Origin of the sequence: Silvania hatchlandensis (genome assembly GCF_025564065.1) — a bacterium.
GTDB classification, from domain to species: domain Bacteria; phylum Pseudomonadota; class Gammaproteobacteria; order Enterobacterales; family Enterobacteriaceae; genus Enterobacter; species Enterobacter hatchlandensis.
The window spans coordinates 148055-169243 of record NZ_JAMGZK010000051.1 but is presented as its reverse complement, the minus strand read 5'-3'; the positions used below and the strand labels follow the sequence as shown (position 1 = coordinate 169243).

Below are 21189 nucleotides of genomic sequence, written 5' to 3'. Positions count from 1 at the left end.
GCCCCGAAGAAGATTAAACCGCCTGCAACGCGCCCTGACGGAACTTGCGCTGATAAACAACGGTGGTGAGCACCATCGGCACGATAATCGCCACGGCCATCGCCATCGCAAACACCTGCCAAAAGGTTGGCTGAATCGAGAGGATGCCCGGCAGGCCGCCGACGCCAATCCCGTTGGCCATCACGCCGTTCAGACCGCACAGTAGCGCGGCGAGGCCGGAGCCGATCATCGCGCACAGCATCGGGAAGCGGTACTTCAGGTTGATGCCGTACATCGCCGGTTCGGTGACGCCGAGGTAGGCGGAGATCGCCGCCGGAACCGAGATTTCACGTTCGTTATGCTTGCGGCTGACAAGAATAATGCCGGTGACGGCAGATGCCTGCGCAATGTTCGACAGGGCAATCAGCGGCCAGACCGGCGTGCCGCCGAGGCTCTGGATCATCTGCATATCAATCGCCAGCGTGGTCTGGTGCACCCCGGTGATCACCAGCGGGGCATACAGGAAGCCAAACAGCGCCGCACCAATCGGGGCAAAGCTGCCGGTCATCAGATGACGCACCGCGTAAGCAACGCCGTCACCAATCATGCGGCCAAACGGACCGATTAAGGCGTGGGCGAGGAACACCGCGAGGATCAGCGAGCATACCGGCACGACGACCAGATAGAGGTAATCCGGCACGATGCGCTTCAGGCGGGTTTCAATCATCCCCAGCGCCAGGCCGGCCAACAGGGCCGGGATCACCTGCGCCTGATAGCCGACTTTGGCGATGGTAAACAGGCCGAAGTTCCACACCTCGGGGATCTGCTGCCCAAGTAAGTAAGCGTTCATTAACTGCGGAGAGACCAGCGTCACGCCCAGCACGATACCGAGAATGGGCGTGCCGCCCATTTTGCGCACCGCCGACCAGCAGATGCCCACCGGCAGATAGAAGAAGATCGCCTCGCCAATCAGCCACAGGAAGTCATAGATGCTTTGCAGCGCCGGGTACATCTGCGCCAGGGTTTTGCCGTCGCTCATCGGCACATCGCCAATCACGTTACGGAAGCCCAGAATCAGGCCTCCGCTGATCAGCGCCGGCAGCAGCGGGAAGAAGATCTCGGCGAAGTGTGAAATGAGCTGTTCATGCCACTTCATGTTCTGGCGCGCCGCTTTTTTGGCCTGCTCTTTATCCGCCGACGAGTGGCCGGTGGTGGTCAGCAGCGCCTTGTAGTAGTCGCCCACGTCAGTGCCGATCACCACCTGGAACTGCCCGGCATTGGTGAAGCAGCCTTTCACCATCGACAGCGCTTCAATGGCTTTAGGGTCGGCCTTCGCCGGGTCGTTTAATACAAAACGCAGACGGGTAATGCAGTGGCTAACCGTGGCAATATTTTCGCGTCCGCCAACCAGCACGATCAGCTGGTCGATATCCGTTTGTTTCACTTTACTCATCATGAAGCCTCATGACAGATGGGAGGGGGTTATGAACTGGAGGCAAGCCTACTCTTTCAGCGTAACGCGGAAAATGGGAACGTTCCCGAAATCAGGTGGCGATCACAATAAAGCCTCTCAGGAGGCTCAGGACAGGGTGGCGGGAATGACGATCTGGCGCGGTTCGCTGCGACCGTTAATCTGCTCGATCAGCTGCGCGGCGGCCTGGCGTCCGGAGTCGGCGTAGCCCGGATCGACGGTGATGATCTCCGGGTGCAGGAACTTCATCAGCGGGGTGTTCCCCACGCTCGCCAGCTGCAGGCTGTCGATGCGCTGCTCTTGTAAGTACTTACTTGCGCCAAGAGCCAGGGTATCAGTGGCGCAGACCAGGGCGGTAGTCTGTGGGGTCAGCACGCTGGCGACCTGCTCATAGCCCTGCTTCATGCTCAGACCGGGCAGCGAGGCCACCACCGGCAGGGCGTGCTGTTTGCAGAAGGCCAGATAGGCATCGTGGCGTCGTTGTCCGGTGGTGACGTCGCTGTGCGGCACGCCCAGATAGCTGATATGCCGGTGGCCGCTGTCGTACAGGCGCTGCATCAGGGTAATAATTGCCCCTTCGTCGTCGTAGCACACGGAGGCAAAGCCCGCGGCATCGCGCGCCAGCAGCACCAGGGAAGGCTGCCACGGGCCGAGGGTCGTCTCGTCGATGCCGGTAAACCCAAACAGCACCACGCCGTCGATATTGCGCCGTTGCAGCATACCGAGATGCTCTTCCACCATCTGCGCCGAGAACTTGCTTTCCATCATGATCGGATCGTAACCCTGCTCGTAAAACACCGGGAGCATGGTCTGGACGGCCAGATTTTCCGACAGCGAGTCCAGACGGGTCACGATGATCGCCACCACTTTGTCGCTCTGGCCACGCATGGCGCGCGCCGAGCGGGAAGGGGAGAAGCTGTTTTGATCCATCACCGCCTCAACGCGTTCACGGGTGCGCTGGCTGACGCCGCTTTCGTTGTTCAACACCCGCGACACGGTGGATTTCCCCACGCCGCTTAAGCGCGCGATATCTTTGATGGTAAGGCGGTTCTGCATGCTTGATTCCCTGTGACGCGACGATAAGTAACCCGTAAGCCTAAATCGGGCGGGTCGATTAACAATGGGTAAAGTCTGGTTTACGTTCGGTTTAGTTGACGAGGACTATCATATCGCCCGAATCGGCACAAAGGGTACGGCTAAATCCCTATATTGCGCGCCGACATCCTGATTTTAACTTACCGGAGGCTGTATGGATCCCGATCCCACCCCTCTCCCCCTGTGGAGAACCCGTACTATCCGGTAAGCCTGCTTTCACTGCCTTGCCGGACACGTGAGGCAGTGACGTTCTGACGTCCCTGCATAAACTCTATTGCCTCTCAGGTACGGCTTTGCCACGCCTGAAGGATCAACTGCGCCCGTTCAGACGGGTGCGGGGAACGTATTATGCTGAAAAATATCACCCAACTGCTTGCCCGGCTGAACCGCCACCTGCCGCGCCGTCTGGTGCAGCGCGACCCGCTGCCAGACGGTAAAAACATCACCGGGGCGGCGATCCCCGCTTCGCTGAGCGACCACTGCCTGAAGGTTGCGGCGATGGACGAGCCGCAACTCTGGCGCGCCTTCAGTGCCCATCCGGAAGGACTGAACGCCAGCGAGGTGGAAAAAGCCCGCGCCGCGCACGGCGATAATCAGATCCCGGCGCAGAAGCCGTCGCCGTGGTGGGTCCACCTGTGGAGCTGCTATCGCAACCCGTTTAACCTGCTGCTCACTATACTGGGCGGGGTCTCCTACGCGACGGAAGATCTGTTCGCGGCGGCGGTCATCGGCCTGATGGTCGGGATATCCACCCTGCTTAACTTTATTCAGGAAGCGCGCTCCACCAAAGCCGCCGACGCGCTAAAAGCGATGGTCAGCAACACCGCCACCGTGCTGCGGGTGATTAACGACAAAGGCGAAAGCGGCTGGCGTGAGCTGCCCATCGACCAGCTGGTACCCGGGGATGTGATCAAACTGGCGGCGGGGGATATGATCCCGGCCGACCTGCGCATCCTGCAGGCGCGGGATCTGTTTGTCGCCCAGGCCTCGTTAACCGGCGAATCCCTGCCGGTCGAGAAGGTGGCGCGCAGCCGCGATCCGCAGCAGAACAACCCGCTTGAGTGCGATACCTTGTGCTTTATGGGCACCACGGTGGTGAGCGGTACCGCCCAGGCCATCGTTATCGCCACCGGCGGCGGCACCTGGTTCGGCCAGCTGGCCGGGCGGGTCAGCGAGCAGGCCAGCGTGCCTAACGCCTTCCAGCAGGGCATTGGCCGGGTCAGCATGCTGCTGATCCGCTTTATGATGGTGATGACGCCGATCGTGCTGCTGATCAACGGCTACACCAAAGGCGACTGGTGGGAAGCGGCGCTGTTTGCCCTCTCCGTGGCGGTGGGGCTGACCCCGGAAATGCTGCCGATGATTGTTACTTCCACGCTGGCGCGCGGGGCGGTGAAGCTCTCTAAACAGAAAGTGATCGTCAAACACCTCGACGCCATCCAGAACTTTGGCGCGATGGACATCCTCTGCACCGACAAAACCGGCACCCTGACGCAGGACAAAATTGTGCTGGAGAACCATACCGATATCGCCGGCAAAACCAGCGAGAGGGTGCTGCACACCGCCTGGCTGAACAGCCACTACCAGACCGGGCTGAAAAACCTGCTCGATGTGGCGGTGCTGGAAGGGGTAGAAGAGGATGCGGCACGTACGCTCTCAACCCGCTGGCAAAAAGTGGATGAGATCCCGTTTGATTTCGAGCGCCGCCGCATGTCGGTGGTGGTGAGCGAGCAGGCAGATGCGCACCAGCTTATCTGCAAAGGGGCGCTGCAGGAGATGCTCAGCGTCTGCACCCTGGTGCGCTACAACGGCGATATCGTGCCGCTGGACGCCACCATGCTGCGCCGCATTAAGCGCGTCACCGACACCCTCAACCGCCAGGGGCTGCGGGTGGTGGCGGTGGGCAGCAAAATTCTGCCCGCCCGCGAGGGGGATTATCAGCGCATCGACGAGTCGGATCTGATCCTCGAAGGCTATATCGCGTTTCTTGATCCGCCGAAAGAGACCACCGCCCCGGCGCTGAAGGCGCTGAAAGCCAGCGGCATCACGGTGAAGATCCTCACCGGCGACAGCGAGCTGGTGGCGGCGAAAGTGTGCCACGACGTGGGGCTGGACGCGGGCGTGGTGGTGACCGGCAGCGAGATTGAACATCTCTCTGACGACCAGCTGGCGATACTGGCGAAGAGCACCACCCTGTTTGCGCGCCTGACGCCGCTGCACAAGGAGCGCATTGTTACCCTGCTCAAACGCGAAGGCCACGTGGTTGGTTTTATGGGGGATGGCATCAACGATGCGCCTGCTCTGCGGGCGGCGGATATCGGGATTTCCGTCGACGGTGCGGTGGATATCGCCCGTGAAGCCGCCGACATTATCCTGCTGGAGAAGAGCCTGATGGTGCTGGAGGAGGGGGTGATCGAGGGCCGTCGCACCTTCGCCAATATGCTCAAGTACATCAAGATGACCGCCAGCTCCAACTTCGGTAACGTGTTCAGCGTGCTGGTGGCGAGCGCTTTCCTGCCGTTCCTGCCGATGCTGCCGCTGCATCTGCTGATCCAGAATCTGATGTACGACGTGTCGCAGGTGGCGATCCCCTTTGATAACGTCGATGACGAGCAGATCCAGCAGCCGCAGCGCTGGAATCCGAAAGATCTTGGACGCTTTATGCTGTTCTTTGGGCCGATCAGCTCGATCTTCGACATTCTGACCTTCTGCCTGATGTGGTTTGTGTTCCACGCCAATACTCCGGAACATCAGACCTTGTTCCAGTCCGGCTGGTTTGTGGTGGGGCTGCTGTCGCAGACGCTGGTGGTGCACATGATCCGCACCCGCCGGGTGCCGTTCTTCCAGAGCCGCGCCGCCTGGCCGCTGATGGTGATGACCGCGCTGGTGATGGTGCTCGGCATTGCGCTGCCGTTCTCGGGGCTTGCGAGCTACCTGCAGCTACAGGCGCTGCCGCTCAGCTACTTCCCGTGGCTGGTGGCGATCCTCGCCGGGTACATGGTGCTGACCCAGATGGTGAAAGGGTTTTATAGCTGCCGGTATGGGTGGCAGTAAAAATCCTGCCCCTCACCCTAACCCTCTCCCCATAGGGGAGAGGGGATTGTGAGGAGCCGTCTTTTCGCTGGGGGGAGGGGATTGCACGGAGCCGTCCTTTCTCCCTCGCCCCTTTGGGGAGAGGGCCGGGGTGAGGGGATCCGTATGTTTCCCAAATTCAACAACCTGTGATCTCCGTCGCCCGCCGCGCTTGACGCTAATTTACGCACATGTTAACAGAATGTTTTGCCTTAATTTGGCCCGTCAGATAAGGAACATTCATGTTGCGTTACAGCCTGTTAACCGCCGGGCTTTTGCTCGGCACTTCTGCCCTTGCCGCCCCGGCGGGCGATCTGCCCCTGATGCCATGGCCGACAAGCGTCGAGCGCCCGGCCACCCACGGGGTGTTGGTGCTTACCCACGACATTTCGGTGCGCGTCAGCGGGGACGATCTGGGCGATACGGTGAGCCGTTTGCGCCAGCGTATCAGCCTGCAAACCGGCTGGACTCTCCAGCCGCAGGCCGATAACCCCGACAGCGCGACCATCACCATCGCTATTGCCCGCAAGGTTGCCCCGCAGCCTAAGCCGGACAGCGATGAGAGCTACACCCTCACCGTCGATGCCAGTGGCGTGAATATCGCCGCCAATACCCGCTTCGGCGCATTGCGGGCGATGGAAACCCTGTTACAGCTGATTCAGAACGGGCCGGAGAATACCTCGCTGCCGTGGGTTAGCATCAAAGATGCCCCGCGCTTCCCGTGGCGCGGCCTGCTCCTCGACTCCGCCCGCCACTTTATTCCGCTTGACGACATTAAGCGCCAGATCGACGGCATGGCGGCGGCCAAGCTGAACGTGCTGCACTGGCACTTAACCGACGATCAGGGCTGGCGTTTTGCCTCAAAGCGCTACCCGAAGCTGACCCAGCTGGCCAGCGATGGGCAGTTCTACACCCAGGATCAGATGCGTGACGTGGTGCGCTACGCCACCGCGCGTGGTGTTCGCGTGGTGCCTGAAATCGATATGCCGGGCCACGCCTCGTCGATCGCGGTGGCCTATCCCGAGCTGATGAGCGCGCCGGGGCCATATGAGATGGAGCGCCACTGGGGCGTGCTCAAGCCGGTGCTCGATCCCACCAAAGAGGCTACCTGGGCATTTGCCAGCGCAATGATCGGCGAACTGGCGGCGATCTTCCCGGATCCGTATCTGCACATCGGTGGCGATGAGGTGGATGACAGCCAGTGGAAAGCCAACCCGGCGATCCAGCAGTTTATGCGCGACAACAAACTTGCCGACAGCCACGCGCTGCAGGCGTACTTCAACCGCAAACTGGAGACCATTCTCGAGAAAAACCAGCGTCAGATGGTGGGCTGGGATGAGATCTTCCATCCGGATCTGCCGAAAAGCATCCTGATCCAATCCTGGCAAGGGCAGGACGCGCTGGGCGAGGTGGCGAAGCAGGGCTACAAAGGTATCCTCTCCACCGGCTTTTATCTCGATCAGCCCCAGTACACCGCCTACCACTACCGCAACGAGATCGTCCCCCAGGGGCTGAACAATGTGGATGTGATCACCGACAGCGACAGCGCCCAGAGCTGGTCATTTACCCTGCCACGCCTGAAAGGCAAGCCGGTGGAGGGCAGCTTCACGCTTGTCAAAGGTGAGGCGGGCTGGCGCGGATTTATTGACTTCAACGGCAAATCCCGTCGCGCGGTGCAGGACATCGTCTGGCGCAGCGATAACCAGGTGACGTTCAGCGTTGATACCTGGATGGGCGAAACCCGCCCGGTCGTTACCGTGAATGATGACAAGATTGACGGCTATTTCCTGCTGGGTAACAGCCGCTATCCGGTGACGGGCCAGCGGCTGGAGGCCGTGCCGAAAGGGATCGCCCCGGCGGTACCGGATGCCCGCCAGCAGGCAAATCTGCTGGGGGGTGAGGCTGCGCTGTGGGCGGAGAACGTTGCCGCGCCGGTGCTGGACATCAAACTGTGGCCGCGGGCGTTTGCGGTGGCGGAGCGGCTGTGGTCGGCGCAGGACGTGACCGATATCGACAACATGTATACCCGCCTGCAGGCGATCGACAGCTGGTCGACGGTGTCGGTGGGTTTACAGCAGCACGCCCGCCAGCAGGTGCAGTTTACCCGGCTGGCGAACACCACCGACACCCTGGCGCTGACGATTCTGGCCCAGGCGCTGGAGCCCGCCCAGTATTACACCCGCAACCATTTGAAGTTCCAGGCCGGAAATTATGATCTGTTTGAGCCGTTAAACCGCCTCGCCGATGCGCTGGCCCCGGAGAGCAACACCGTGCGGCAGATGCATCGCTGGGTCGACAGGCTGGTGAGCGATGCCGAAGACAGTGAAAGCGCGGAGTCGCTGCGCCATCTCTTTACCCGCTGGCAGAGCAACACCCCGGACGCGCTGGCGCTGGCCGAGAACAACTATCAGCTGAAAGCGATAAAGCCGGTGATTCAGACGGTGGATAAGCTGGCGGCGATTGGTCTGCGGCTGACCGATCTGGTGGCGCGACAGGGTACGCTGGATGATGCGGAGATAGCGTCGATTCAGAACGAGCTGGATAAAGCGGCGCAGATTCAGGATGAAGTGGTGATTGCGGCGGTCTATCCGCTGGAGACGCTGCTGCGCGCGACGCGCAATCAGTAAAACAACAATGCCCGGCAAACTTACGCCGCCGGGCATGCAGGCTGCTTAGTTCTTCAGGGTCCAGGCCATAGACCAGTGGGAACCCACACCGGGCTCGTACTGGTTCGCGGTTGTTGCGTACTGAACGCAGTAGCCGCTGTATGGCGCTTGTTTGCACTGGTAAGTTTTGCCATCTTTCTGCTGCAGCACCACGGTGCCCGCTTTATAAGAGGCAATGTTCTGCGGGAAGGTGTAATCGTATTTAGCCGTGGTGTCGGATGACGCGTCATTCTCCAGCATCATGTCGATCACATCCTGTGCGAACAGCACGCCATCTTTGTTGGTGGCGAAGTATTTCAGCATGTGGTGACCGGCAGTCACGTCGGTCAGGTTCATGCTCACGCCCTGGTTGGCGTTATTCATGTCCTGCTTCACATAACCTTTCTCAGCACCGGCGTGGTTCATCACCCGCGCTTCCAGGTTTACCTCACCCTGGGTGTTTACGTGGAAGGTCACGGTTGCCGCGCCGTTCTTGATTCTGGAGAACTGCACGTTGGTCACTGCGATACCTTCGTTCACCTGAGCCTGCTGCTCTTCATAAGAGATCGCGACAGATTTCAGGGTGCTGCCCTCTTTCACGTAGACATTGTTCACGCCGTGAACCGGGTTCACCACTCCGCTTTCATCTTTAACACCGACGCGCACGTCGCTGTGGGCGGCATTGATTGCCTGCGCCAGGTCGTAAGACCACTGGCTTGCCTGTCCCTGGGATGCAGAGGAGACGGTCAGTGCGGTGCGCAGGGAGGCCACTTCACCGTTAGCATCAAAGAAGCGTGCGATCACTTTGTCGCCAGCGTTGACGTTGTTACCGGCGATCTGGCCGTCGAGGGTTTTGGTCCATTCAGACACCACAACCGGCGTTTCGTCAGGGGTGACATTGCCGCCGTTACCGAAATCAACGTCGATAGCCTGGTAGAAGCTGTTAGAGGTATCGGCAATTTCCCATACTGCGTAAATAACCTGATAGCCGGTACGCTGTGGCACATTACAATTCATTTCCTGGCGCTGAGCGGGTGCCTGGCCATGACCATTAATGGTACAGAACGGCGTAAGGTCAAATTGATCGCGGGTCAGCGGTTTATTTGGATTCCAGTCCTGCCGGGTAATATACCAACGCCAGTTGGTGGTTTTATGTGGTGCGGTGTGATACCACGCGAAGGTATTCGGACCCGCAGTAATTGGGGTTTTGGTCCAGGCATTCAGGCTCTGGCGATCCAGCTGGGAATAATGGGAAATACCGGCGCTGGCCAGCTGACCCTCCGGTGGCAGGGCGCCGGTGGGGAAGCCAGAGGTACGTTCTACGCTCTGTGGTTCCCACTGTACGGAACCGCAATCAATATTTTGACCGAGTTTACACATATAGGCGCGGCTGGCCGGAGATTCTACATAACCATGTGCAAAAGCCGATGAGGCCACCGTGAGAGTGGCAAGTGCCAACGCAATCTTTGACAGTTTCATTTTTTATTCCATTAAAAGAGATTAATGCATCTGGGCGGGGTAGTGTTGTCCGGAATAAAAAATGAGTCCTTTTAAGTTGCGATGAAAATGAACAGTGAAAAGGCTTGAAGGTTATTTGGCTCTGTGGATTCAGATAATAAAAAAAGGCAGCCTGGGCTGCCTTCTGCTCATCAAAATCAGCTGTTAGCGACGTACGGCAATCGCTTCGATTTCGATTTTCACGTCTTTTGGCAGACGCGCAACTTCCACGCAGGAGCGTGCCGGGAAGGTGGCATTGTGTTCGGTGAAGAACGCTTCGTAGGCCGCGTTAACGGTGGCGAAGTCATTAAGATCTTTCACGAATACTGTGGTTTTAACGATGTCGCCCACTTTCAGGCCTGCGGATTCAACGATTGCTTTCACGTTGTCCAGCGACTGGCGCGCCTGCGCGGCAACGTCGTGTGGTACCTCACCGGTTTTTGGGTTCACCGGGATCTGGCCAGAGGTGATGATCATGCTGCCAAGATCAACGCCCTGAACGTAAGGTCCGATAGCTGCGGGTGCATTTTCCGTCGCGAGTACTTTGGTCATGTCTTCTCCTGAATTACAGCGTTATGAATGTTCCCGGCCATTATAAAGAGCCGGGAAGGCATTACCACCGTGATTAGTTGGCCAGCACCACATAATGAGAAAACTCTTTTTCACAGTATTTGCATTTGAGCGCGATGTCATTGACGCGTTTTTTCACTGCAAAGCTGGAGTTCACCGGTTCCGCATGGCTGATGCAGTTGCTGTTCGGACAGACCAGCACGCCCTCGATACGGGACGGCAGGCCCGGGCGGGATTTGCCCACCACTTCATAGTCGTCGATACGGTTAACGGTCGCTTGTGGTGCGTACAGGGAGAGCTGGTTAACCTGCTCGTCGGTCAGGAAGGTGTTCTCAATTTTAATCAGGTCTTTCCGCCCCATCTCACCCGACGGCAGGTTCAGACCGATGGTGATGCGCTGGTCGGTTTCAGTCAGTTTGAACAGGGTCAGCAGCTTAAAGCCCACCTGCGCAGGGATATGGTCAATTACGGTGCCGCGTTTGATGGCTTCGACCTGGAGTTTATTATCGTGTGTCATTGTCATTTCCCCTTACAGCGCTAAGTCGCGATTCAGAACCAGTGCCAGTAACGCCTGGCGCGCAAAAATGCCGTTCCCCGCCTGCTGGAAGTACCAGGCGTGCGGCGTCTTATCCACGTCGGTGGTGATCTCATCGATACGCGGCAGCGGGTGCAGCACCTTCATGTTGCTGCGCGCACCCTCGAGGTCGCTGGCGCGCAGGATGAACTGGGCTTTGACGCTGGCGTACTCCGACGGATCCAGACGCTCTTTCTGCACGCGGGTCATGTACAGAATATCCACCTCGGCCATCATCTCTTCGATACTGGCGTGCAGGCTCCATGGGATGCCTTTCTCATCCAGCATATCGAGGATGTATTGCGGCATCGCCAGCGCGTCCGGGGCGATAAAGTAGAAGCGGTTGCCATTAAACTTCGCCAGCGCCTGGGTCAGGGAGTGGACGGTGCGGCCATATTTCAGGTCGCCGACCATAGCGATGTTCAGGTTCTCCAGGCGGCCCTGGGTTTCCTGAATGGTGAACAGATCCAGAAGGGTCTGGGTCGGGTGCTGGTTCGCGCCGTCACCGGCGTTCAGCACCGGGATACCGCCCGAGAACTCGGTCGCCAGACGGGCGGCGCCCTCCTGCGGGTGACGCATCACGATGGCGTCGACGTAGGTGCTGATCACCGAGATGGTGTCCGCCAGGGTTTCACCTTTCTTGCCCAGCGACGTATTGCTGCTGTCGGAGAAACCCACCACGCTGGCGCCCAGGCGGTGCATGGAGGTCTCGAACGACAGGCGGGTACGGGTGGAGGCTTCAAAGAAGCAGCTGGCAATCACTTTGTGCTTGAGCAGCTCCGGCTGCGGATTGGCTTTCAGTTTTGCCGCGGTCTCCAGAACCAGTTCCAGCTCTTCACGGCTGAGGTCATTTATGGAAATGATATGTTTTTGATAAAGCGGATTCATGTTTATCTCCTGACGCCGGGCAAAAAAAAGCCCCTCAAATGAGGGGCTCTGGGAATAGGGTATGCAATGGGAAGAAAAACGGCAGGCCAGCGTCTGTTTTGAGACGCATCAGGGCACTCTGTCGAACATGTTTGAGCATGCTTCCTCCTGGCAAATTGTGGCGCATTATACGCGGCCTGAACGGCGGATCAAGCGAATAATGCACACTTTAAGCAACGTAAACGGTTTGCTGTGCATGGTTATGCGCGAGTGCAAATCCCGGTCAAAAAGTGGTGGTATGGCAGCACAAATTCTCGTATAAAAGCTAAAAATGAAACGATGTTTTATATTGAGGATTTCACCATGATCGTTGGCAACATTCACAACTTACAGTCCTGGCTGCCAGAAGAGCTGCGTCAGGCTATCGAACACATTAAAGCGAACGTTACCGATACTACCGCAACGGGCAAACACGATATCGACGGCAACAATGTGTTCTTCCTGGTTTCTGAAGACATGACCCAGCCGTTCGCCGAGCGCCGCGCCGAGTATCATGCCCGTTACCTGGACATCCAGATCGTACTGAAAGGCCAGGAAGGAATGACCTTCAGCACCCTGCCGAACGGCACGCCGGACACCGACTGGCTGGCTGACAAAGACATCGCATTCCTGCCAGAAGGCGAGCAGGAAAAAACCGTGGTCTTAAACGAGGGTGACTTCGTGGTGTTCTACCCGGGCGAAGTCCACAAACCGCTGTGCGCCGTGGGCAACCCGGCTCAGGTGCGTAAGGTGGTTGTGAAGATGCTGGTGAACAAATAGAAAACCCGCACCTGACTGTTCCCTCTCCCCTTTGGGGAGAGGGTTAGGGTGAGGGGACACCCTATTTCCCCAGCGTCGCCACCATCACCGCCTTAATCGTGTGCATTCTGTTTTCCGCCTGATCAAACACCACGCTTGCCGCCGACTCAAACACCTCGTCCGTTACTTCCATCCCACCGTGCAGGTCGAACTCCTTCGCCATCTGCTGGCCCAGGGTGGTCTGATCGTCATGGAACGCCGGCAGGCAGTGCAGGAACTTCACGTTCGGGTTACCGGTCAGGGCCATCATCTGGCTGTTCACCTGATAGCCGCGCAGCAGGGCGATCCGCTCGGCCCACTTCTCTTTGGCTTCACCCATCGACACCCACACGTCGGTATAGATAAAGTCGGCGTCCTTCACGCCCGCCGCTACATCCTCGGTGAGGGTGATTCTGCCGCCATTCTGCTCCGCCAGGGCGCTGCACTCGGCTACCAGACTCTCTTCCGGCCAGCAGGCTTTCGGGGCCACCAGACGCAGATCCAGCCCGGTGAGCGCCGCCGCTTCGAGCATCGAGTTGCCCATGTTGTTACGCGCGTCGCCGGTATACACCAGCACCATCTCGTTAAAGGCTTTGCCCGGGAGATGCTCCTGCAGTGTGAGCAGGTCGGCCAGCAACTGGGTTGGGTGGAACTCGTTGGTCAGCCCATTCCACACCGGCACGCCGGCATATTGCGCCAGCGTTTCGACAACTTCCTGCCCGTGACCGCGATACTGAATCCCGTCGTACATCCGGCCCAATACGCGTGCGGTATCTTTAATTGACTCTTTATGCCCAATCTGGCTGCCGCTTGGCCCGAGATACGTGACGCGTGCGCCCTGGTCAAATGCGGCAACTTCGAAAGAGCATCGGGTGCGGGTTGAGTCTTTTTCGAAGATGAGCGCGATATTTTTGCCAGTAAGGTGCTGTACTTCCGTACCTTTTTTCTTATCGGACTTCAGGCGTGCCGACAGCGCAAGCAGGGACGTGATCTGTGCAGGGGTAAAATCGAGCAGTTTCAGGAAGTGTTTTTTATACAGTTCAGACATTTTATCCTCACATGGCAAAGGCCACTTATTGAATTAAAATTCAATTTATATGTATCAATATGCAGTTGCAACCCCGTTTCACAAATCTTTCTTACAAAGGTGGAGGCAAACACATCCGTGTGTGAAAATAGAAGTATCTGCCGCACTTTAAAGAGGAACGAGCCATGGCAAACCCAGAACTGCTGGAAGAACAGCGCGAAGAGACGCGACTGATTATTGAAGAACTGCTGGAAGACGGCAGCGATCCGGATGCGCTGTACACCATCGAGCATCATTTCTCTGCGGATGATTTCGACGCGCTGGAAAAGCTGGCGGTCGAAGCCTTTAAAATGGGTTACGAAGTGACCGAGCCAGAAGAGCTGGAAGTGGAAGAGGGCGATACCGTCATCTGCTGCGACATCCTGAGCGAAGGCGCGCTGAAAGCGGACCTGATCGACGCCCAGGTTGAACAGCTGATGAACCTGGCCGAGAAGTTTGAAGTGGAATACGACGGCTGGGGCACCTACTTCGAAGATCCGAACGGCGAAGAGGGTGACGAAGACGAAGATGACGAAGAAGGTCTCGACGAAGACGACACCGGCGTGCGTCACTAAGTATGATTTGCGGCAGCTTCGGCTGCCGCTTTGCAAGGTTCAATGATGGATTACCCGCAGATACTCGCCCCAGTTTTACACTTCCTCCCGTGCCCGACCCCTCAAGCGTGGATTGAACAAGCCCGCGACCCGGCGAACCTGCCGCTGCTGCTCACCGACCATATGGTGTGCGAGCTCAAAGCCGCCCAGACCGCGCTGCTGCTGGTGCGCAAATACGTCGCCGACCAACGCGGTGCGGACGCGCTGCTTGAGTGGCTCAGACCCTACGAAGCCTTTACCTTTCGCGACGGGCCGGAACCTGACTTTATTGCCCTGCATAAGCAGATTAGCAAAAGCGTGATGCCGAAGACCGACGACCCATGGGGCCAGGCGCTTATCGACAGCATGGTGCTGTTAATGAAAGAAGAGCTGCACCATTTCTGGCAGGTGCGCGAGGCGATGCTGGCGCGTAACATTCCGTACGTCAAAATGACAGCCAGCCGCTACGCTAAAGGGATGCTGAAAGCCGTGCGCACCCACGAGCCGCTGACGCTAATCGATAAACTGATTTGCGGTGCCTATATCGAGGCGCGCTCCTGCGAACGCTTCGCCGCGCTGGCGCCGTTCCTCGATGACGACCTGCAGACGTTTTACCTGTCGCTGCTGCGCTCCGAAGCCCGGCACTATCAGGACTATCTGCAGCTGGCGCAGCAGGTGAGTGATGACGACATCACCCCCAGGGTGAAGCTGTTTGGCGAGGTGGAGGCCGCGCTTATCTTATCCCCGGACGCTGAATTCCGCTTCCACAGCGGGGTGCCGGTTTAATTAACAGAAGGACAGGGAACGATGAAAAAGGGTGTACGTATCGCCATCGCCGTAGTGGTGGGTATCGCGGCAGGAAGCTGGTTCTTCCGGGACAAATCGCCCACGCCTGAAAAGCTCGACGCCGCGCTCAGCAATATGCCCAGCTGGCAGGTGATTAAGGAGCAGGAACCTGCGTTTCGCAGCAAAATCCAGGATCAGGTGTTGGCGATGAACAAGGCGGGTAAAACCGAGCAGCAGATTATCGACACCATACAGCCGCAGATTTTGAATCTGCAGATGGCGCGCCTGCAAACCGCTCCGGACGCCAACGTGGTGGAATATATGAAGCTCAATATCGAGCAGATCGCCGCCATGCAGAAGCTGAGCGATGACAACTGCTTCCGCTTTGTGTATCCGGAAGTGAAGGGCGGCGTAAACCCGATGCGCCTGCTGGATAAAGACCTGATGCAGCGCCGGATGCAGGCGGATGCCACCATGATGCGTGCCGCCGTGGGGCCGAACAAACATACCGTAACCCCGCAGGAAACGACCCGCGCCGAGACCGACGTGGTGCCGATTATCCAGAAGCTGACCCTGAAGTACGGGGATGATATCGAGCTGCTGCAGTCGCCGAGCAAAGGGAAGGGCAACGAGAAGCTGAGCTGCGACCTGATACAGGATCTGTGGAACAACGTGCTGGCGCTGCCAGAGCCACAGGCGGCCGGGTTGATTCGCTATTCGGTGTCGGACCTGTAAGGCGGTTGTTTTTTCGGCACTTGGCACCGGTTTAGCGCGTCGCCGCTTGCATGGCGGCGCGCGACAGGTATAATCCACAACGTTTCCGCATCCCCTTCAGTGCCGAAGTGGCGAAATCGGTAGACGCAGTTGATTCAAAATCAACCGTAGAAATACGTGCCGGTTCGATTCCGGCCTTCGGCACCAAAAGATGCAAAAATTAAGTCGCTCAAGGGCGGCTTTTTTTGTGCCTATTTTTTTACGTTGAAATCCCGGTAGTGTTGGGAAAATCTCAGTTCGATTAGAAATGTGCCCCCAGATGAAGCTCAACGCCAGACAGGTCGAGACCGCAAAGCCAAAAGACAAAACCTACAAAATGGCCGATGGTGGCGGTTTATATCTCGAGGTTTCGGCCAAGGGTTCTAAATACTGGCGCATGAAATACCGACGCCCCTCTGACAAAAAAGAGGATCGCCTCGCTTTTGGTGTTTGGCCTACTGTGACGCTTGCTCAGGCAAGAACAAAGCGCGACGAAGCTAAAAAGCTGTTAGTGCAGGGTATTGACCCAAAAGCCGAACAGAAAGAAGCTCAGGCCGAGGATTCGGGTGCATACACTTTCGAAACCATTGCTCGTGAATGGCATGCCAGTAACAAGCGATGGAGTGAAGACCATCGATCGCGCGTTCTTCGCTATCTTGAACTTTATATCTTCCCCCACATCGGTTCGTCTGACATTCGTCAGCTCAAAACCAGCCACCTGTTAGCCCCGATTAAAAAAGTTGATGCCAGTGGTAAGCACGACGTCGCTCAGCGCCTGCAACAGCGCGTCACGGCCATTATGCGGTATGCCGTACAGAACGATTACATCGACTCAAATCCAGCAAGTGACATGGCCGGTGCTTTATCGACAACCAAAGCGCGACATTACCCCGCTTTACCCTTTAGCCGCTTCCCTGAGTTTCTGGCACGCCTTGCGGCATATCGTGGCCGGGTAATGACACGGATCGCTGTCGAGCTTTCCTTACTAACTTTCGTGCGTTCCAGTGAGTTACGTTTTGCGCGTTGGGATGAATTCGATTTCGATAAATCTCTTTGGCGTATACCGGCAAAGCGAGAAGAAATTAAAGGCGTGCGTTACTCATACCGTGGCATGAAGATGAAAGAGGAGCATATCGTTCCTCTCAGTCGACAGGCGATGATTTTGTTAGAGCAGCTTAAGCAGATTAGTGGTGATAAAGAGCTGCTGTTCCCGGGGGATCATGATGCAACTAAGGTCATGAGTGAAAACACGGTAATTAGCGCATTGCGTGCGATGGGCTATGACACGAAAACCGAAGTTTGCGGACATGGATTTAGGACGATGGCGCGTGGTGCTATGGGGGAGTCAGGGTTATGGAGCGATGACGCGATAGAGCGTCAGTTAAGCCATTCTGAGCGTAACAATGTGCGTGCTGCCTATATTCAAACTTCAGAGCATTTGGATGAGCGTCGTTTGATGGTGCAGTGGTGGGCTGATTATTTAGATGGAAATCGTACTGCTAATATAACACCATATGATTATGCGAAAAGATAAAGATGACGAATCCATAGATATTATCGATTGTTAATCGATTAATGTAATTAAAGTAAATATTGATAAACCACAAAGCGGAATGGTGAGTTATGATAACAAAAGATGTAGTTATTAGTGCATATAACTGTCTTAAGTCATATGCATACTATGAAAACTTAAATTTCTATTTGAAAGCTGAAGTTGCCAGATTCGAAAATACTAACTTTGATAGAAAAATAAATAAGGTTGTCAGTTTTTTCAATAACAAAAATGAGAATGACTTTGAGCAATGGTTGAATAAAATAGATGTGGATATTTTACCTAAAAAAATTGAGAGTCATCTTGATATTAAGCAAAAAAGTGGTGCGCTTTTTTTAAGTAATAACAAAACGACTAACGAGTATTCAGTAAGTGCGGTGAATTATTTAATTGTAGCCCCTGTGGAAATATATCTAATTGAAACATTATGGTCTATGTTTGTGGGGTCCATGATTGATGATATGTTTTCAAATTCTGTATATGGAAACAGAATCTCTGGAACTATTAAAAAATATTCAAAAAACACTGAGTCTTCGGGTAAAGTAACTGCTAAAAATCTCTTTGAAAGATATATAGAAAATTACAATCGATGGAGGGATGGTGGTATAGATAAAGCGATAGAAATTATTGAAAAAGATAAAAATGATGTAGCTATCCTTTCATTAGATCTTAAGGGTTTTTATTATAATATCGATATTGATTTTGATGATATTGAGTCTCTCATCAAAGATAAACAACTTAATGAAACGAAAGATTTTTCATTGTTTTTGAATGAAAAATTAAGATCTATGCATGAAAAGTACAGAGAAAAAATATCTCCTTATATTAGCGAGACTCATCCACATTCAGTTGATAAAGGGATCCCGATTGGATTTACTTCTTCTGCTGTTTTAGCTAACTGGTATTTGATGCGTTTTGATAATGATATAAAATCACAAATAAATCCATCATACTATGGGAGATATGTGGATGATATTCTCTTTGTATTTTCCTCTCCTAACATTGATATTGATAGCAAAGGTGATGAGGTCATAAATTTTATAGATGATACTCTTGGTGATTTCATAGAGCCCACTACTGAGGAAAGCAACGATTTTTCGTTAACTGAAGAATATCATGGTTTACCAGTTCAAAAAGATAAACTTATTTTTCATTATTTTAATAAAGAACATAGTTTAGCAGGGCTTCAACTTTTTAAACAAGAAATTGAAAACAGAAGCAGTGCTTTTAGATTTCTACCCGATGAACATATATCAAACGATCTTGACAAATTTGCATATGATATTTTATTTGACGGCTCTGTAAATAAATTTAGAAGTATAGTTGGGTTGGCCGAGAATGAAACAGAATTGTCAAAGTATATATCATCTCATATATTGGCGCACAGGCTTTGTAATCTTCCATCAAGTGAAAATACATTAAAACAAATTACGATGTTTTTTAAGGGGGAAAACTGCCTTAGATTTAGTAGACTATGGGAGAAAGTGCTTTCATATACTTTAATCACAAGAAAGTATGGCTTTTCGGTTTCATTCTATAAGCAAATAAATGAAACCATCAACAAGATGAAATGGAAGGACTCTAAAAACCCCATAACGTTAAAACTCTTAAATGGAATGCATGAGTATATTGATATATCTTTATGTCTAAACGTTGCTCTTCTTGATTTGAATGTGCTTTTAGGTGACGAGATCTCGGATAATAATGCGCTTGAGAGCATTAGGTTGTTATTGATACAAAAGCCAAGAATGGCTAATTTAGTGCGGAGATTCAGAGATAGTAACATGATCCGACATAACCTAGTATCCTGGCCATTGGCCAATTACACTAACTATGACGGGGATCTAACTGAGGAAGGATTATACAAAAAAATAAATGGCATTCAGCTAGAGGATAAAAAAATCAATAAGACTCCTCGTTATATCCATGCTGATGAGAGACAATTGTTTGATTTGATTGATGCCCTCCACAGGAAAAAACTTAATAAATTCATCACTGCAAATAAATATCACTCAAAACATTGTAGTGTACGGAAAATAAAGGATAATAAAGCTCTAGAAATTAGAGTGGATGTAAATCGTAAGTATAGTGAACAGGAAGTTAGAGTTGCTCTGGCAAACATGAAAGTTGAAGAGCATTCAATAGAGAGTGCTTGTAGAAAAGATCAGTCGCCAAATTTAAGCTATGAGAGACAACGAAATCTTTATAGAATTTTAAACTCGGCTACGGAAGAAAATGTCCATATTCTACTTCTTCCAGAATTATCAATCCCTGTTTCATGGTTGCCCTTTATGGCAGCGCATTCTAGGCGTAAACAGATAGCTTTCATTTTTGGCCTAGAACATTGGGTAATAAATGATTGTGCAAATAACATACTGGTCGAAATGTTACCATACACCACCAGTTACAAACACAAATCAAGTCTTCTGTCATTTAGAGTCAAGAACCACTATGCTCCTGGTGAGATTGAAATGTTGAGCTCTCTAAGGTTAAAAGTAGGGGAGCCGAAGGTTAACAAGCAACGCTATCACTTGGTAAAATGGAAGGGAATATCTTTTTCAACCTATAACTGTTTTGAACTTGCTAATATTGAGCATAGGGCTCTCTTCCGTTCTCAATTAGATGTTTTATTTGCATGTGTTTGGAATAAAGATATAAATTATTATCAACACATCACTGAGTCAGCGGCTAGGGATCTGCATTGCTATGTTGCCCAATCAAATACCTCTCAATATGGCGGGTCGTGCGTATTGCAACCAACTAGCAGTACCATCTCAAATAAAATATATGTTAAAGGAGGTGAAAATCATTGTATATTAACTACTAAATTAAATATTTCCGCATTAAGAGAAGCTCAATTTAGGTCATTCAGATTAATATCTGATGTTATTAAGCACAACCCTCCGGGTTTTGATTTTAATGCTCTATTAGAAAGGGGCGAGAAATGAACGCTTTTTTGGAAGGGATTATTTCCTCAAGTGTTTCTTTAGCAGTTGTAGGATGCGTTTGTAAAATATTTTTAACTCATTTTGATAAAAGAGGAATTGAATCATATAAAAGCAAATTGAAGTTTGAGAGCGAAATGAGGCAGAATGAGGAAGAACGTTATTATAGTTTGAGGAAGCATAGAGAGCTGGAAATAGGTCGATGGAGATTGACTCTGCTTAGTGCTGCCAATGGCGTATTAGGGAGGCTTTTATACATTAAGAAAAATCATCCACTGATAATTGACTCTTATTGTGAACATAGTACTAGGTATTATATTGGCCAGTATCTTTGTTGGGCTGAGCTATTCAGAAAAAACAGAGACTCATCTGTGTTTTCCCCGACAAGTGATGAAACTCTGATAACAGAGTTGATTAAAAACATATCGATGGAGTTACGATATAACACCCAAGGCTTTCCCACCATTAGATCACTTGAGCAGAAATATATAGGTGATTCATTGAGTAATGGGCTTAATTGCATTTCTTATAAAGACTTTTTAGATGGGAAGGTTTTGGAAAATGATGTTTCTTTAAATGAATTCACACAAGCGCTTATACATTATAGAAATTCAGAATATATTGATAGATTGATTGATAAATTTGAGGATTTGAAAAGAAAATTCGAGGAAGTATTAACAAAAGAATAATTTTCTAGCGCGCAATGCTCTCCCCGCCACGCCTGCCCGCTTAAGGGGCCGCTTTTAATGCAGGTGCAAAGGTGGGCTCAGGCCGCGCCGGGACTGGCGCTGGTCGGGAGTACAGGGGCGAGAAAACACATGCAAAACCATGCACCCTTTGGATGCATGGCTTAATTCGGGAAAAATGGCGGGAATTATGGGAATTTT

Annotated in this window: 18 protein-coding genes and 1 tRNA gene; 10 read left to right on the top strand and 9 right to left on the bottom strand. The window is 53.3% G+C overall.

Annotated elements, in window-relative coordinates:
- Positions 1–13: 13 nt before the first annotated feature.
- The gene (treB, locus tag M8014_RS15170) at positions 14–1432 is read right to left on the bottom strand and encodes a PTS trehalose transporter subunit IIBC (protein WP_271283340.1); all 1419 of its coding nucleotides are present in this window, start codon (positions 1430–1432) and stop codon (positions 14–16) included.
- Positions 1433–1558: 126 nt separating this feature from the next.
- Positions 1559–2506 carry a trehalose operon repressor TreR gene (gene treR / locus M8014_RS15165; RefSeq protein WP_271283239.1) on the bottom strand — a complete coding sequence of 316 codons (948 nt, stop codon included), beginning with the start codon at positions 2504–2506 and terminating at the stop codon, positions 1559–1561.
- A gap of 387 nt (positions 2507–2893) precedes the next feature.
- Here treR and mgtA point away from each other — a divergent pair, with 387 nt between their 5' ends.
- Both mgtA and M8014_RS15155 read left to right on the top strand, forming a co-directional pair.
- The gene (gene mgtA, locus M8014_RS15160) at positions 2894–5599 is read left to right on the top strand and encodes a magnesium-translocating P-type ATPase (protein WP_271283238.1); all 2706 of its coding nucleotides are present in this window, start codon (positions 2894–2896) and stop codon (positions 5597–5599) included.
- A gap of 260 nt (positions 5600–5859) precedes the next feature.
- A complete protein-coding gene (locus M8014_RS15155; RefSeq protein WP_271283237.1) occupies positions 5860–8244 on the top strand; it encodes a beta-N-acetylhexosaminidase in 2385 nt (794 codons plus the stop codon).
- Positions 8245–8289: 45 nt separating this feature from the next.
- Here the strand turns inward: M8014_RS15155 and gbpA are convergent, their stop codons facing one another.
- The 5 genes from gbpA to M8014_RS15130 form a co-directional block, all read right to left on the bottom strand.
- The gene (gene gbpA / locus M8014_RS15150) at positions 8290–9741 is read right to left on the bottom strand and encodes an N-acetylglucosamine-binding protein GbpA (RefSeq protein WP_271283236.1); all 1452 of its coding nucleotides are present in this window, start codon (positions 9739–9741) and stop codon (positions 8290–8292) included.
- A 183-nt stretch (positions 9742–9924) separates the two neighbouring features.
- The gene (gene ridA / locus M8014_RS15145; RefSeq protein ID WP_271283235.1) at positions 9925–10311 is read right to left on the bottom strand and encodes a 2-iminobutanoate/2-iminopropanoate deaminase; all 387 of its coding nucleotides are present in this window, start codon (positions 10309–10311) and stop codon (positions 9925–9927) included.
- Positions 10312–10384: 73 nt separating this feature from the next.
- Positions 10385–10846 (bottom strand): aspartate carbamoyltransferase regulatory subunit, encoded by a 462-nt coding sequence (gene pyrI, locus M8014_RS15140; RefSeq protein WP_271283234.1) that lies wholly within the window; start codon positions 10844–10846, stop codon positions 10385–10387.
- Between the two features lie 12 nt (positions 10847–10858).
- Positions 10859–11791 carry an aspartate carbamoyltransferase gene (gene pyrB / locus M8014_RS15135; RefSeq protein ID WP_271283233.1) on the bottom strand — a complete coding sequence of 311 codons (933 nt, stop codon included), beginning with the start codon at positions 11789–11791 and terminating at the stop codon, positions 10859–10861.
- A 34-nt stretch (positions 11792–11825) separates the two neighbouring features.
- Positions 11826–11930 carry a pyrBI operon leader peptide gene (locus M8014_RS15130; protein ID WP_271283232.1) on the bottom strand — a complete coding sequence of 35 codons (105 nt, stop codon included), beginning with the start codon at positions 11928–11930 and terminating at the stop codon, positions 11826–11828.
- Between the two features lie 203 nt (positions 11931–12133).
- Here M8014_RS15130 and M8014_RS15125 point away from each other — a divergent pair, with 203 nt between their 5' ends.
- A complete protein-coding gene (locus tag M8014_RS15125; RefSeq protein ID WP_271283231.1) occupies positions 12134–12589 on the top strand; it encodes a YhcH/YjgK/YiaL family protein in 456 nt (151 codons plus the stop codon).
- A 61-nt stretch (positions 12590–12650) separates the two neighbouring features.
- On the opposite strand, the gene argF is transcribed toward M8014_RS15125, so the two are convergent.
- Both argF and argL read right to left on the bottom strand, forming a co-directional pair.
- Entirely contained in the window at positions 12651–13655 is a 1005-nt protein-coding gene (gene argF, locus M8014_RS15120) for an ornithine carbamoyltransferase (RefSeq protein ID WP_271283230.1), read from the bottom strand.
- On the bottom strand, positions 13625–13927 hold the full coding sequence (argL, locus tag M8014_RS22870) for a putative translational regulatory protein ArgL (protein WP_418939612.1): 303 nt from the start codon (positions 13925–13927) through the stop codon (positions 13625–13627). Before argL ends, argF begins: the two co-directional genes overlap by 31 nt.
- On the opposite strand from argL, the gene rraB reads away from it, so the two are divergent.
- The 7 genes from rraB to M8014_RS15085 all read left to right on the top strand — a co-directional run bounded on the left by rraB (position 13820) and on the right by M8014_RS15085 (position 20991).
- Complete coding sequence (gene rraB / locus M8014_RS15115; protein ID WP_271283229.1) at positions 13820–14248, top strand: ribonuclease E inhibitor RraB; 429 nt, start codon at positions 13820–13822, stop codon at positions 14246–14248. The two genes, argL and rraB, sit on opposite strands and share 108 nt — an antisense overlap.
- A gap of 45 nt (positions 14249–14293) precedes the next feature.
- A complete protein-coding gene (gene miaE, locus M8014_RS15110) occupies positions 14294–15052 on the top strand; it encodes a tRNA isopentenyl-2-thiomethyl-A-37 hydroxylase MiaE (RefSeq protein ID WP_271283228.1) in 759 nt (252 codons plus the stop codon).
- 21 nt (positions 15053–15073) lie between these two features.
- Complete coding sequence (locus M8014_RS15105) at positions 15074–15787, top strand: topoisomerase II (RefSeq protein ID WP_271283227.1); 714 nt, start codon at positions 15074–15076, stop codon at positions 15785–15787.
- Positions 15788–15888: 101 nt separating this feature from the next.
- Positions 15889–15973: transfer RNA gene (locus M8014_RS15100), tRNA-Leu, on the top strand.
- 112 nt (positions 15974–16085) lie between these two features.
- Positions 16086–17339, top strand: coding sequence for a tyrosine-type recombinase/integrase (locus M8014_RS15095; protein WP_271283226.1), 1254 nt, complete (start codon positions 16086–16088; stop codon positions 17337–17339).
- An 89-nt stretch (positions 17340–17428) separates the two neighbouring features.
- Positions 17429–20305: an RNA-directed DNA polymerase gene (locus M8014_RS15090; RefSeq protein ID WP_271283225.1), complete on the top strand. Its 2877-nt coding sequence runs from the start codon at positions 17429–17431 to the stop codon at positions 20303–20305.
- Complete coding sequence (locus tag M8014_RS15085) at positions 20302–20991, top strand: hypothetical protein (RefSeq protein ID WP_271283224.1); 690 nt, start codon at positions 20302–20304, stop codon at positions 20989–20991. The genes M8014_RS15090 and M8014_RS15085 overlap by 4 nt, the downstream gene beginning before the upstream one ends.
- Positions 20992–21189 lie beyond the last annotated feature (198 nt).